This is a genomic window from Stanieria cyanosphaera PCC 7437, from assembly GCF_000317575.1.
Taxonomy (GTDB): Bacteria; Cyanobacteriota; Cyanobacteriia; order Cyanobacteriales; family Xenococcaceae; genus Stanieria; species Stanieria cyanosphaera.
On sequence record NC_019748.1, the window covers coordinates 3,628,513 to 3,643,080 of the forward strand.

General features: G+C 38.0%; 13 protein-coding genes. 6 read left to right on the top strand and 7 right to left on the bottom strand.

The features are described from left to right. Positions 1-146 precede the first annotated feature (146 nt). The 3 genes from STA7437_RS15730 to dapF form a co-directional block, all read right to left on the bottom strand. The gene (locus STA7437_RS15730) at positions 147-335 is read right to left on the bottom strand and encodes a hypothetical protein (protein ID WP_015194373.1); all 189 of its coding nucleotides are present in this window, start codon (positions 333-335) and stop codon (positions 147-149) included. A gap of 103 nt (positions 336-438) precedes the next feature. Beyond that, positions 439-723: an RNA recognition motif domain-containing protein gene (locus STA7437_RS15735; protein ID WP_015194374.1), complete on the bottom strand. Its 285-nt coding sequence runs from the start codon at positions 721-723 to the stop codon at positions 439-441. Positions 724-900: 177 nt separating this feature from the next. Next, complete coding sequence (dapF, locus tag STA7437_RS15740; RefSeq protein ID WP_015194375.1) at positions 901-1,749, bottom strand: diaminopimelate epimerase; 849 nt, start codon at positions 1,747-1,749, stop codon at positions 901-903. A 40-nt stretch (positions 1,750-1,789) separates the two neighbouring features. On the opposite strand from dapF, the gene STA7437_RS15745 reads away from it, so the two are divergent. Then, the gene (locus STA7437_RS15745; RefSeq protein ID WP_015194376.1) at positions 1,790-2,002 is read left to right on the top strand and encodes an Hfq-related RNA-binding protein; all 213 of its coding nucleotides are present in this window, start codon (positions 1,790-1,792) and stop codon (positions 2,000-2,002) included. Between the two features lie 59 nt (positions 2,003-2,061). Here STA7437_RS15745 and STA7437_RS15750 read toward each other — a convergent pair whose 3' ends face one another. After that, complete coding sequence (locus STA7437_RS15750) at positions 2,062-2,559, bottom strand: GNAT family N-acetyltransferase (RefSeq protein ID WP_015194377.1); 498 nt, start codon at positions 2,557-2,559, stop codon at positions 2,062-2,064. 113 nt (positions 2,560-2,672) lie between these two features. Here STA7437_RS15750 and STA7437_RS15755 point away from each other — a divergent pair, with 113 nt between their 5' ends. Further along, entirely contained in the window at positions 2,673-3,587 is a 915-nt protein-coding gene (locus STA7437_RS15755; RefSeq protein WP_015194378.1) for a LysR family transcriptional regulator, read from the top strand. 14 nt (positions 3,588-3,601) lie between these two features. Continuing rightward, complete coding sequence (locus STA7437_RS15760; RefSeq protein WP_015194379.1) at positions 3,602-4,900, top strand: phospholipase D-like domain-containing protein; 1,299 nt, start codon at positions 3,602-3,604, stop codon at positions 4,898-4,900. Between the two features lie 213 nt (positions 4,901-5,113). Here the strand turns inward: STA7437_RS15760 and STA7437_RS15765 are convergent, their stop codons facing one another. Beyond that, positions 5,114-5,443, bottom strand: a complete 330-nt coding sequence (locus tag STA7437_RS15765; protein WP_015194380.1) for a hypothetical protein — start codon at positions 5,441-5,443, stop codon at positions 5,114-5,116. Between the two features lie 354 nt (positions 5,444-5,797). Between STA7437_RS15765 and STA7437_RS24990 the strand changes: the two genes are divergently transcribed. Together STA7437_RS24990 and secA are read left to right on the top strand one after the other, a co-directional pair. Then, on the top strand, positions 5,798-6,397 hold the full coding sequence (locus tag STA7437_RS24990; protein WP_015194381.1) for a response regulator: 600 nt from the start codon (positions 5,798-5,800) through the stop codon (positions 6,395-6,397). Between the two features lie 662 nt (positions 6,398-7,059). Continuing rightward, the gene (gene secA / locus STA7437_RS15775) at positions 7,060-9,864 is read left to right on the top strand and encodes a preprotein translocase subunit SecA (protein WP_015194382.1); all 2,805 of its coding nucleotides are present in this window, start codon (positions 7,060-7,062) and stop codon (positions 9,862-9,864) included. A 231-nt stretch (positions 9,865-10,095) separates the two neighbouring features. Here secA and nblS read toward each other — a convergent pair whose 3' ends face one another. After that, positions 10,096-12,135 carry a two-component system sensor histidine kinase NblS gene (gene nblS / locus STA7437_RS15780; RefSeq protein ID WP_015194383.1) on the bottom strand — a complete coding sequence of 680 codons (2,040 nt, stop codon included), beginning with the start codon at positions 12,133-12,135 and terminating at the stop codon, positions 10,096-10,098. Positions 12,136-12,203: 68 nt separating this feature from the next. Further along, positions 12,204-13,469 (bottom strand): phosphoribosylamine--glycine ligase, encoded by a 1,266-nt coding sequence (purD, locus tag STA7437_RS15785; RefSeq protein WP_015194384.1) that lies wholly within the window; start codon positions 13,467-13,469, stop codon positions 12,204-12,206. A 428-nt stretch (positions 13,470-13,897) separates the two neighbouring features. Here purD and STA7437_RS15790 point away from each other — a divergent pair, with 428 nt between their 5' ends. Further along, positions 13,898-14,431: a pentapeptide repeat-containing protein gene (locus tag STA7437_RS15790; RefSeq protein ID WP_015194385.1), complete on the top strand. Its 534-nt coding sequence runs from the start codon at positions 13,898-13,900 to the stop codon at positions 14,429-14,431. Positions 14,432-14,568: the final 137 nt, after the last annotated feature.

A 14,568-nucleotide genomic window follows, 5' to 3' on the forward strand; every position in this document is an offset into this window, starting at 1 on the left:
CCTGCCTTCTCAATCAAGTCTCTCATTACTTTTGAGAATTGGTATGACTATAAAATAAATCCCACGTCGGTAATTAAAACGTGGGACTTATCTATTCAACCTTCATTAAAACTTATCAACAAACTGCAAGTTTTAACCAAATTGAGCTAATTATTGGAAGTAAAATTGAATGAAGAATCTTTTTCTTCGCTTGTTTCTGATGTTTCTGATTTCTTGTTACTATTGGAGAAACGTCTATCTCCAGAACGGAAACCAGAAGGTTTTTTGCGAAACTGTCGAGCATAAGCTTTATTACGAGAAGCTTTTTCTTTTTTCGCATTGCGGCGTTTAGCCATTATGATTTCCTCTTAAATACAATAAAACGCCTCCGAAAATTGCTATTAGGATCGATCCGTTGAGCTTTCCAGAAGCGTTGATAAATTCAAAAAATAAAGAAGCTTAGAAACGGAAATTTCTGCGATTGCCTCCAGAATTTCTTTGTTCGCGAGGTCTAGCTTGATTAACTTTTAAGGAACGTCCCATCCATTCTGCACCATCTAAAGCAGAGATAGCGGAAGCCTCTTCCGCTTCTGTTCCCATTTCTACAAAAGCAAAACCACGCTTGCGACCTGTTTCACGGTCAGTGGGGAGATGAACTCGTTTAACTGTTCCATACTCAGTGAAGACCTCTTCTAGGTCTTGTTGGCTAATCTCGTAATCAAGATTGCCTACGTAAATCGACATTAGGTTGTCTCCTATTAAAAAACGCTGCGTTCAGAGAGCCAAGATTGCGGAGACCAGCTTATCAATACCAAAAGAAAGTAACCTTATCAATACTGAATACCAACTCAATCGCCGTTCTTTATTCTCAATGCCTTATTGTAACATCATATTTTTCTGCTAAAGCAACATTAATAAAATTTAGTTGATCCATAAGTTGCCGACAAAAACTTGTTTGGCCGGGCCTGTCATATATACTCTTCCATCTGTTTCTGACCATTCTATTTGTAAACAACCTCCAGGTAATTCTACGGTACACTTTCGTTCTGATTGACCAGTTAAAACTCCTGCTACAACAGAAGCACAAGCACCTGTCCCACAAGCGAGAGTAATTCCTGCACCTCTTTCCCAGACACGCATTTTGAGATAGTCTGAGCGAACTACTTGGATAAATTCAGTATTCGTCCGCTGAGGAAAAGCTGGATGATGTTCAAATTGAGAACCAATCTGTTCTAAAGAAATGCGATCGCTATCGGTGACAAAAGTAATACAGTGAGGGTTGCCCATACTAACACAGGTAACCAACCAAGATTGACCAGCAACCTCTAGATTTTGATTAATGACCTTATCTTCAGGCGCACATAAAGTAGTAGGTATTTTGGCTGCTTCTAATTGAGGTTTTCCCATATCAACCGTTACTAAACCGTTGCTTTGCAGTTGCGGGGTAATTACGCCAGCTAGGGTATGAATTCTGTAAGATTTATTAATTTGTTCAGTTTGCTCCAAATCAGCGATAAACTGAGCTAGACAGCGAATACCATTACCGCACATTTCTGGTTCTGAACCATCAGAGTTATAAATTCTCATGGTGTAATCAGTGTTATCTGTGCCAGGCAGAGCAAAAATAACTCCATCTGCACCAATCCCGAAATGGCGATCGCACATTTGCATTGCTTGTTCTGGGGTAACCATTGGTTCGCTAGAATGACGATTATCAATCAAAATAAAATCGTTTCCTAAACCTTGATACTTACTAAATTTAATTTCCATTTCCCTTTTTAATCCGTGGTTGACTAATAATTTTTAGATTATGACTGAATTCGATACTGGTTTACCTCATGTCAAACAGATTCAGAAATATATTGTAGATAAACAAGAAGTAGAGTTTAAGCTAGCCACAGATGATTTGCTAGTTGGAAAAATTATTTGGCAAGATCCTGCTTGTATTTGTTTAGTAGATCATTACGATCAACCTACAATTATTTGGCGACACGCTTTAGTTTATTTGAAACCAAAAGCTTAGTAGGGAAAGTAAAAAGTCAGAAGGCAGGAGGCAGAAGGCAACAGTCAAAAAAAGTGGCTTTATCTATTTGAATAACTTGCTAATTGATCGATAGCTGTTTGATTGAGTCGACAAAGTTTAATTGGTTCTAAAATTTTGGCACCAAGTTGTTGATAAAAAGCGATAGCTCTATGATTATTTTTATTCACAGTCCACTCAAGTCTACCGTAGTTCTGTGCTTGAGCGATTTTTGCTAAATGATTGAGCAAAGCTGTACCTATTCCTTGACCGCGTTTAGGTAAAATAACAAAAAGATCGTCAATCCAAATACTTGGTTGTGCGAGAAAACTTGAATAAGTGGCAAAAAAGAGGGCATAACCAACAACTTCCTCTTCAATTTCGGCTAATAATACCCTTGCTAATGGAAAATTACCAAACAAAGTTTGTTTTAACTGCTCAGTAGTTGCGAAAAAACTATTAATACCGCCATCAAATTCAGCTTTCTGAGTAATTAGACTAAAGATTACATTTAAGTCTTCGACTCCAGCATCGCGAATTTTTACGCTCGATTTTGACATGACTTTATTCCTGCAAACTAGATATCAATTACTTTATTAAAGATTGATTTAGATGTCCAATATATATTTAGTACCTAATTTATATTTAAAAGATATAAATAAACCTTAAATCAATGGAACTTCGGCATTTACACTATTTCATCACCGTTGCAGAAGAACTACACTTTAGTCGAGCAGCTCAAAAGCTTCATATTGCTCAACCGCCTTTAAGTCAACAAATTCGTAATCTGGAAGCAGAATTAGGAATTAAATTATTTGAAAGAACCAAAAGAAAAGTAGAATTAACAGTTGCAGGAAAAGCCTTTTTAGTAGAAGCTCGTCAAGTATTTGCTCAGGTAGAAAAAGCTGTTCAAATAGCACAACAAGCAGATCGTGGCGAAATTGGTCGCTTGATGATTGGTTTTAATAGTTCAGCGACATATAGTGTTTTGCCAACAATTCTCCATCGTTTTCGGCAAGCACATCCTCAAATAGAACTTGTTTTGAAAGAATTAACCACTAGCCAACAATTAGAATATCTTAATCGTCAACAAATCGATTTAGGTCTTTTATATTTACCTTTAAAAGAAGACAATCAATTATCTTATGTTCGAGTTTATCAAGAATCTTTAGTGGTGGCAATCTCAGCAACTCATCCTTTGGCAGTTGAAACAAAAATATCCCTAAGTCAACTTAGTCAAGAGTCGTTGATCTTACCTCCCCATCATTTAGGAGAAGCTCTCTATAAAGAAATTAGCAAATTGTTAGAACAACATAATTTTGTTCCTCAAAGAGTGCAAGAAGCTATTCAATTACAAACAGCAATTAGTTTAGTCGTAGGAGGTATCGGTGTTGCCATCGTTCCCGCTTCGCTGCAAAATCTTCAAAGAGCCGGAGTAGTTTATAAAACCTTGCAAGAAACAACTCCTGAAATTGAAATAGGTGCAGTTTGGCGCAAACATGATTCATCGCCGATTTTAAACAGATTTTTGGATATTATCAAAACAAACAAGCATTTGATGGGGCGCAGAAACGCAGAGGACTTTTAAAGGACGTATATATTATGTTGACTGTAATTGAAATATTTTTTTGGTGGCTAACTGTTCTATTTCTCGTGGTTGGCGCGCTCCTCGCGGTCGGTTTTTATTTTAAAGGGGCCTGGCGCGATCGCGCTGAGTATCGAATCAAACACCCTCCTAGTCCGAACGTATCTCGTTTTCCTGATATCCTAGCCACTATTACCAACTCAATCTTAACCACTGGAGTAGTAACGGGTTTTTGGGACAAACCGTCTGTGATTCAACAAGCTCGCTTGGAAGCAATTGGGAAGGCAAAGCATAGTATCGATTTTGAAACTTTTTTTATGACTCCCGGACAGCGTGCCAATGATTTTGCTACCGCGATCGCCGAACGAGCAACAGCAGGAGTTAAAATTAGACTGCTCGTAGATAGTTACGGTACAAAAAAGCTCTCGAGACAATACTGGCAGCGTCTTCAAGCGATTGGTGTAGAAATAGTCTTTTTCAATCCTTTTACCTGGAAAGCCCCGCTCGACTATGCTGGACGGACTCACCGCAAGCTGTTAATAATTGACGGTAAGTTTGCTCTCATTGGTGGTGCAGGTATTTCCGATCTTTGGGATGGAACAGAAAAAAATGATGACACTAAACCTTGGCTAGATATCGAGATGCGTCTAGAAGGGAAAATTGTCTCGCTACTAGAAGGTATTTTTGTGCAGCACTGGACTTTTGGCGGTGGCGTAGTCGATCTTGAAAGATTTGTCTTTCCGTCTTTTTCAGTCGAGGATCAATTGATGATTATTACCCCTGGTGCAAACCCCAGTTATCGTTTTTCGCCGATTAAAGCCTTAAAACAGAATGGTATTATTTGTGCTAGAAAGCGTATTTGGCTTGCCAGTCCTTACTTTTTACCCGATCCTAATTCTTGCGAACTGCTGGTAGCCTCAAAAAAAGACGGGTTGGATGTACGCATCTTAACGACAAGCGATCGCAGTGATAAAAAGCCAGTTTATTACGCTTCTTACGAACATTATGGTTCTCTACTGGCTGGTGGCGTAGAAATTTATGAATATCAGCCCAGCATGATTCATGCCAAAATGCTGCTGATTGACGATCTTTGGGTAGTTACTGGAAGTGCTAATTTTGACCCGCGCAGCTTTTTCCACAATGAGGAACTCGATATCATGACAGCAGACCCCCAGTTAGTAGAAAACATTAAAAGTGTGTTTGAAAAAGGTTTTGCCCAAAGCGTACGCGTGAGCTTATCGGATTGGCAACAGCGGTCTTTATGGCGACACAGAATACTGGGAAATCTAGTTAACTTTGTCCAATGGCAGCTATGAAATAATCTTTATGTTAATGGTTGATTGTTGAGTTGAAAATATCCACTTAGAGATTGGTAATTCATAAAATAAAAGACCTCAACCACAATGGGGTCAAAGTCATTAATTTAGGTCTAGAGTTAAACTTTAAAGACCTGGTTAGTAAAAATTCAGAAATTGAAAGGGGCATTTGTTGCCCCAATGTTCGACGTGAAGGAAAATGTTATTGATTGATTAGTAAGGAAGATAATCAAAATCAGATTGTAATTGATCAGCACTGTTGTAAACACCTTGGTTAGTCACATTACCGATACCTGAAGTAGCACTTTGGTTTTGTCCAGCTTGTACTGATTGTTGAATTTGAGGATCGATACTGTAACCATCTAAACCTAATTGAGTTTGAGTTAAATCGTTAGAAACAGCTTGATTAGTAACATTCCCAATGCCATGAGTGACAGCAGCATTAGAACCAGCTTGAACATTACTTTGTGCTTGCCCGGCGAATGCAGCTATGGGAGAAAGAGTTAAAGCGAGAGTGGAGATGATTAGTGCAGCTTTTTTCATTGTTCTAGACCTCTAAAGTAATTTTGTTTGTTTTTTGTTGTTGTTTGTCTTCACTCTCTAGTTACGTCGATACTAATTTTTTTATGCAGGTTTAAATTATGAGGTGGCAAAAATTTCTGAACTAGGTCTAAGTACAGGACAAAAACTGAAGAGTTTGACGAAAACCAAGTTTATACTGTTCTAAATTCCAGAGAATATGACGCAAATAATCGAAGCCATAACGAAAACACTTTAGAACGATGCTAATGTAATTTTTTATTAATAAAAAATAAGTGATTTTACTCATGAGTAGATTCACCTAAGTAGTTAATATAAAAGCAATTTTTGAAAAAACTTAATATTTTCCAGGAAGCAATGTCTTTAATAACCAATCAAAGAGAGAAACGCATCCTTGTGGTTGATGAGTGTAAAGAAAATTTATTGCTGATGCAATTTATTTTGGAGAGTCAAGGATATAAAGTAATTTTAGCTCAAAATGGCAAAGCTGCTCTTGCTGAGATAGTAAAAACCAAACTAGATTTGGTGATTTTGAATATGGCTATCCCAAATTGGCAACTAGAGCGGTCTTTCGAGGTTAATAATTTTGGCATTACTTGTTATTTACGAACTACTCCAGAATTTTTTCATCTACCGATTGTCTGGCTAACGGAGGATCGAAGTCTTCGGTTTCATCCAACCTTAGAAATTAATGCGCTAATTTACAAACCTTTTGAGATTGATGAATTACTTTCTAAGATAGCATTATTACTGGGAGTTAAAGACAATCAGCAACCTAAAACTTTCATGAAAAATACTTTATCTATTGATGTAGAAGAACAAGATCCACTTCGTCAACAACAAGCAGAGTTAGAAGAAACATTATCAAAACATCATTTCCAAGTTTTTTGGGATAAATTAATTTCTGAAGGATATGAGATTGTAATTAATACTACTTCGTTTTTAGCCGTTAGTTGAATTCAACAGCCAAACCAAACAAGACATTATAGTTTAATAAAATTTTTTGAGTGAACTTACGGATGACAAACAGGTCGTGGATTTTTAAAGTAAGTACAAACAAAAGAGGTATTATTTGTTCATAACACCTCTTCCCGATATCAATAGAACTGTGAACCCTAATTTCATGCCTAATTGCATGACTATCACTCGCGCGTTGCTGGCATCAATGCGCGCTTTGTCTTTTTATATTGTATGAGCAAATAAAGTTTAATAATCTTGTTTAAAGATAATTTCTTAATATTTATTTAAGAATATGAACAAAATAATTCTTAGTGCGATCGCTTTTTATTGGTTGAATAATTGGCTCTAGCTAATCAAAGATTGTAGCTATTTAATACAGTAGTATCTAACTGCCTCAAGTAACCAAATCCTCAATTAAATTTAAGTAAATCATTACTCTAATAAAAGACACGGTGTAAATTCACTACCTCAAGACGGATATCGCTCCAACCTCAGTAATTAAGCAAAATGGTAAAATTATCGAGAGTTATTGAAGTCTGTTTGTCGTTAGCTAGTCGAAAATATTCCTTCTTTTAGCTTCGGGATGTGCGTACCCTTCGCCAAAACTAATATCATAACTAACATAGATAAAAATACAGATAAACCAATATAGAATTACTATGCTGAAAGCACTGCTGGGAGACCCCAATGCCCGTAAACTCAAAAAATTTCAACCTCTAGTTACAGAAGTAAACTTACTTGAAGAAGAAATCAAAAAATTGTCTGATGAAGAACTAAAGGGTAAGACGGCGGAATTCAGACAACAATTAGATAAAGCTAATTCTGACCGAGAATTAGAAGAAATTTTAGAAGAAATTTTACCTGAAGCCTTTGCCGTAACTAGAGAAGCTGGAATCAGAGTTTTGGGAATGCGTCACTATGATGTTCAGTTATTAGGGGGAATAGTCCTCCACAAAGGACAAATTGCTGAGATGAAAACGGGGGAAGGTAAAACCCTGGTTTGTACTCTTCCTGCTTATCTAAACGGTTTAACGGGTAAAGGGGTTCATGTCGTCACGGTTAACGACTACTTAGCTAGAAGAGACGCGGAATGGATGGGACAAATTCATCGTTTTCTGGGCTTGAGTGTAGGTTTAATTCAATCGGGCATGAGTTCAGGTGAACGGAGAAAAAACTATGCTTGCGATATTACTTATACTACTAACAGTGAATTAGGGTTTGATTATCTTAGAGATAATATGGCAACCTCAATGGAAGAGGTAGTACAGCGTCCTTTCAATTATTGCATCATTGACGAGGTTGATTCGGTACTGATTGACGAAGCGAGAACTCCTTTAATTATCTCTGGGCAGGTAGAACGCCCTACAGAAAAATATCTCAAAGCAGCAGAAGTTGCCCGACTCTTAGTTAAGCAAGAAGAAGAACAAGGGGGCGGAGATTATGAAGTCGATGAAAAAGCCCGCAATGTTTTGATGACTGACGATGGTTTTGCTAAAGCAGAAGAAATCTTAGGAGTAAAAGATTTATACGACCAAGAAAACCCTTGGGCGCATTATATTTTCAATGCTATCAAAGCCAAAGAATTATTCACCAAAGATGTTAACTACATGGTGCGTAATGATGAGATTGTCATTGTTGATGAATTTACAGGAAGGGTATTACCAGGAAGACGCTGGAGTGATGGCTTACACCAAGCAATTGAAGCTAAAGAAGCAGTAGAAATTCAAAACGAAACTCAAACTTTGGCTAGTATTACCTATCAAAATTTCTTTTTGCTTTATCCTAAACTGGCAGGAATGACAGGTACAGCTAAAACCGAAGAAACGGAATTAGAAAAAGTTTATAACTTACAAGTAACCATTATTCCAACTAACCGTACTTCTCAACGTCGAGATCTGGCAGATGTCGTCTATAAAAATGAGATGGCTAAATGGACAGCGGTAGCCGAAGAATGTGCTGAAATGCATGAATTAGGTCGTCCTGTTTTAGTTGGTACAACTAGTGTCGAAAAATCTGAATTACTCTCTAGTCTTCTGCGACAAAAAGAAATTCCTTACAATCTACTTAATGCTAGACCAGAAAACGTAGAACGGGAATCAGAAATCGTCGCCCAAGCAGGAAGAAAAGGGGCAGTGACCATTGCAACTAATATGGCTGGTCGTGGTACTGACATTATTCTTGGTGGTAATGCCGACTATATGGCAAGACTCAAAATTAGAGAATATTTGATGCCCAAAATTGTTAGACCAGAAGACGATGAATTAGCTTTTCAAACTAATGGTTTTGGTGGACGTAAACCCGCCCAAGGCTTTGCCCCTGGTCAAAAAGTAAAAACTTGGAAAGCCTCTCCTCAGATCTTCCCCACCGAATTATCAAAAGAAACAGAAACCATGCTGAAAGACGTGGTTAAATTTGCCGTTCAACAATATGGTGAACAAAGTCTAGCAGAATTAGAAGCAGAAGAAAAAATTGCGATCGCAGCAGAAAATGCCCCTGTTGATGATCCTGTAATTGAACAGTTACGGCAAGTATATAAGCAAATTCGCAAAGAATACGACCAATTTACCGACCAAGAACATAATGACGTAGTTAGTCTCGGTGGCTTACACGTAATCGGTACAGAACGTCATGAATCTCGACGAATTGATAACCAGTTGAGAGGAAGGGCAGGAAGACAAGGTGACCCTGGTTCGACAAAGTTCTTCCTTAGTTTAGAAGATAACTTATTAAGAATTTTTGGAGGCGATCGCGTTTCTCGCTTGATGGATATGTTCCGTGTCGAAGAAGATATGCCCATCGAGTCTAAAATGCTTACTGGTTCTTTAGAAAACGCACAAAAGAAAGTTGAAACTTTTTATTACGATACCCGTAAACAGGTATTTGAATATGACGAGGTGATGAATAATCAGCGTCGTGCTATTTATGCCGAACGTCGTCGAGTTTTGGAAGGGTTGGATCTCAAAGAACAAGTGATCCAGTATGCTGAAAAGACGATGGATGAGATCGTCGATGCCTATATCAATCCTGAATTACCACCAGAGGAGTGGAATTTAGACAAGATGGTGGCTAAAGTCAAAGAATTTATTTATCTTCTCCAAGATCTAGAACCTACTGATTTAGAAGATATGACAGTGGGAGAAATTAAAACTTTTCTTCATGAAGAAGTACGCAAAGCTTACGACATTAAAGAAAATCAAATCGAAAGTGTTCAACCTGGTTTGATGCGTCAAGCAGAACGTTTCTTTATTCTCCAGCAAATTGATACCCTTTGGCGCGAACATTTACAAGCAATGGATGCGTTACGAGAGTCAATTGGGTTACGGGGTTATGGACAAAAAGATCCTCTTATTGAATACAAACAAGAAGGTTATGAAATGTTCCTGGAGATGATGATTGATATTCGCAGGAATGTGGTTTACTCTCTGTTCCAATTCCAACCTCAACCTCAACCCCAAGCAGTATAGTTTATGTTAGGGTGGGCTAGTCTCACCCTGATAAAAAATAGTTAATAGTACACAATTAATATGAAATAGAAAAAACAATGCTACACATCACAAAGAGGCAAAAGGCAGGAAGCAGGAGTTAAATTTTTCATTCCTCATTTCTCTATTTGTAGCAAGCATTGTAATCCGAACTTCGACTGCTATAAAAGCGAACAAGAACGCGTACGCGCCTCGCCCAAGACGAAACTGTATTTAATTAATCTGAGAAGATAAGTTGCTATTGGGAGAATCAGTTGATGATTCTTGAGTTGTTTCTACTGAGATAGGTTCTTCGCGATAAACTGGTAAATCAAACCAAAAAGTTGTCCCCTGCCCTACAGCACTTTTTAAATAAATTTTACTTTGGTGTTTATCAATAATATTTTTAACAATAGATAAACCTAATCCCGTTCCTTCTAAAGTATGAACTCGATTTTCCACACGGAAAAAGCGGTCAAAAATAGCTTCTTGATCTTCTGGCGCAATACCAATGCCAGTATCGGCAACTTCAACTCTAATTTGAGATGGTTGTTGATGAGACTTCACTTCGTAGGCACGAATGGTTACTTTACCGCCAGGATTAGTAAATTTTAAAGCGTTGCCAACTAAATTAGTGATAACTTGTAACAACAAATCGTAATGTCCCAAAACAGGAAGTAAATTTGGTTCAAGAGCTTGAACTAATTGAATTCCTTTATCTTTAGCATTAAGTTGATAAGTTCGTAAAGTTTGCTCAATTAATTGAGTCAGATCTACTGCACAGAAATTATAAACCCGAGAAGATTCTAGACGAGATAAATCTAAAACATCATTAACTAAACGAGTTAAACGGTCTGTTTCATGATTTGCTGTTTCTAAAAACTCTTTGCGTTGCTCTTCGGTTAAATCTTCTCCGTATTCCGAGAGAGTTTCAATAAAAGATTTGATATTAAATAAAGGAGTTCTTAATTCATGGGAAACATTACTAATAAATTGACTTTTAGCTTCGTTTAATTCAGCTTCCCTAGTGATATCCTGTACTGTCATGGCAATACCTTTGACATTTTCTCGTTCTCGGTCAAGAACTTGAGTTAAAAGTATGCGTACAGTGCGTCTTTTTGGTTGATGTAAAACAATCCGAAACTCATCTCCATTGCTTAAATGATCTTCATGATCAACAGCTAAAATTTGTGGTTCTTGTTGGGTTAAAGTTTCTTCCTGAGATTGGGATTCAGATTTGGTTTCGCTAGCGACAATTTGATACAGAGGTTTAGTAAGTTTAATGGTTAATTCTGTTGGTAAATGATGTAAAACATTTTCGCCGATGACGTTTTTACCTTCCCAACCAAAAATACGTCTAGCAGTAGGATTGACTAAAATTATGATCATATTAGTATCAATTAAAACTGCACCATCAGCAATAGTTGATACTAGCGTTTCTAATTTGGCTTTTTCGGCAGTTAGTTCTTCAATATTTTGTTCTTCATATTTTTCTAATCGTTCTGCCATTTCATTAAAACTGGCAATTAATTCGCCTAATTCTCCTCCTAAAGGCAAATCAATTCTTTGTTTAAAATTTTTGGCTGCGATATTTTTTACCCCAACTAATAATTCTTTGATCGGTTTAGTGATAGTGAGGGCATTAAAAACTGCTCCTAAAATTACCATTGCCCAGATTGAGATGAATACCGCAATAGTTACATCTCTAGTTAAATTAGAAGAAGCAACTACGGTAGGATTAGGATTAATTCCGATCGCTAGAACTCCTAAATATTCTCCTTGATGACGTAGGGGGACGAAAACATCGGTAACTTCTCCATTTGGGGTAATATGCTGGCGAATAAAGGGAAGTTCACTATTTTGAACGTAATTTTCGGGTAATTTGATACGACGCTCAATTGTTAAGGAATTACTACCTTCAGCTTGAGAATAGGGAATACCAAAAAAAATCTTACCTTCTTGATCCGCATAAAGAATGTAGCGCACACTAGCAGTACTGCGGAAAAAACGCCCAGAAAAACGGGCTAAACTCGGAAAGTCATGTTCTGCCACCATTGGTGCAGCATTAGTGGCGAGCAATAACCCTAAATCGCTACCAAAGCGAGTATCGTTGAGGCGTGCGTCTTGTTGAATAGTATTGACTGCCCAAAAAGTTAGACCACTCATAAGTAGAGAAACTACTAGAGTAGCAGCAGCCATCAGTTTGGTTTGGAGGGTAAATTCCGACCACCAAAGGGCAATTATTTGTCTGAGCTTAGTAAGTAGGTTAAGCAAAACAATTTAAGCTGAAGTTTAGCAAAATTAGGGTATTGCATTATAGTTTATCAATTAGTTAGACAACTTCAAGAGTCATACAAACGGTGACCGATATCTTGACGATAATACATATCTTCAAATTTAATTAAATTTATTGCTTGATAGGCAAAAGCGATCGCATCATCAAAGTTATTGCCTAATGCTGTTACTCCTAAGACTCTACCACCATCGGTAATAATTTGCTCGCCATCAAGTTTTGTTCCAGCGTGAAAAACAACGGCGTTTTGAGCTTCTGCTGATTCAATCCCAGTAATAATCTTTCCTTTGGCATAGGCATCGGGATAACCTCCAGAGGCAGCGACAACACAAACTGCTTTGGCTGATTTCCATTTAATTGGGGGTTGTTGGCTTAATTTTTGTTGGGCGCAAGCTAAAAGTAATTCTTCTAAAGGTGTATCTAATAAAGGTAAGACGGCTTGAGTTTCAGGATCTCCAAACCGGCAGTTAAATTCTAAAATTTTGGGTTCTCCCCCAGGAGTAATCATCAAACCTGCGTATAATACACCGCGATAATCAATTCCTCGTTTGTTTAAAGTAGCGATGGTAGGTTGCAAAATTTCTTGTTCAATTTTAATCATTAATTCAGGTGTAACTAAAGGTGCTGATGCATACGCTCCCATCCCTCCAGTATTTTTGCCCGTATCTCCTTCACCAATGCGTTTATGATCTTGAGCGGGTGCTAAAGGACGGATAGTAATACCATCGGTTAAAGCGAGTACAGAAACTTCTTCCCCAGTAAGAAACTCTTCGACTACTAGTTTAGAAAAGCCTTCCTCAAACAACTCCTGAACTGCTTTTAGTGCCTCTTCTACTGTAGTAGCGACAATTACCCCTTTACCTGCTGCTAACCCATCAGCTTTGACTACAATCGGCGCACCTTGTTGAACAATATAATCTTGAGCAGATTGAGTATCAGTAAAAGTTTGGGATTGAGCAGTGGGGATACCTGCTTCAATCATTAAATCCTTTGCCCAAGACTTACTAGCTTCGATTTGCGCCCCAGTTCGATTTGGACCAAAAACCAAAATGTTTTCTTGCTCAAGATAATCCGTAATACCTAATGATAAAGGCAGTTCTGGTCCAACTACCACCAAATCTATTTGATTTTCCTTGACTGTGCGGGCAATTCCTGCAAAATCATCTACCGCGATCGCCACGTTTTGGCAATTGGGAGTAGTTGCCGTACCACCATTACCAGGAGTACAAAAAACCTGTTCAACTTGAGCAGAACGTAACAAAGTCCAAGCGATCGCGTGTTCTCTGCCACCATTCCCAACTACTAAAACTTTCACTCTTGCTTCTCCTCTCGGCTAACATTTTTGGTAAAGGATTATTCCCCTATAAGAGCGCACCCCGTGCAAGTAGCTCATTATCTCATAAGCTTTGTTAATTGAGAGGAAAAATTTTACTTCGATGACACCTTTGTTTGGCGCATTCAATTAAATTATATTTTGAGTAATAAAATACTTTTTAGCAGTTTGTGCGATCGCGCTTTTGACTTAATCTTTGGTAACTGGTAATGGTGTACCTCACCAAGAGCGAGAAAGGCTATATTATCTGCTCAATTATTTCCAGCAGGGATCGCCACAAAACCTATTGGGATAACAAATCTAATTTGGTAACTTTTCGCAACTTTTTTGTTTGGCTCAAGAAAATTGTTGGCAAAATATTGGTATCGAAACCGCATTTTAAATAAATTGGTTCGGAGGGCAACTTGATTATGAACACCCAAGAACTTCTTAGCCGGTATAATGACCAAGAATTGGATTTTACCGAGGTCAACCTGCACACAGCTAATCTCAAAGCTACAAACCTAACGAGAATTAATTTAACCAGAGCAGATTTAAGCAGTGCCGACTTGAGTAATGCCGACTTGAGTGGAGCTTGTTTGCAACAAGCAAATCTTACTAATGCCGAGCTTAATCATGCTAATCTTGTCGGTGCTAACTTAATCGAAGTCAATTTAATTGGTGCAGACTTAGTTGGTGCAGATCTTAGAAGTGTAGATTTAAGCGGTGCAGACTTACGTTGTGCCAACTTACATAAGGCTAATTTAAGTGGTGCTAATCTCACCGATGTCGATCTTAGTGGCGCAGATTTAAGTGGTGCTAATCTTACAGATACTAAACTAGCTGGAACTGATATCAGCGTTGCGGATACAACCGGGGCAAAATTAAAGAAAGCTTGTCTTCATCAAGGAGAAAGAAAGCAAATAGCAACTTCCCACCATTGGATTACGTGGTCAGGTAAGTGAAGAGTAGTCTTTGGCGAAATGCTCCGCGTAGAGAGGCAACGCCAGACGAAGGAAGCGTAAAGGATGGCTAACTCAGTTGACCACACAGTCCCTCGGCTTGTGAACTTGGTAAACTTTTTAATGTTTTGTAATTCTAA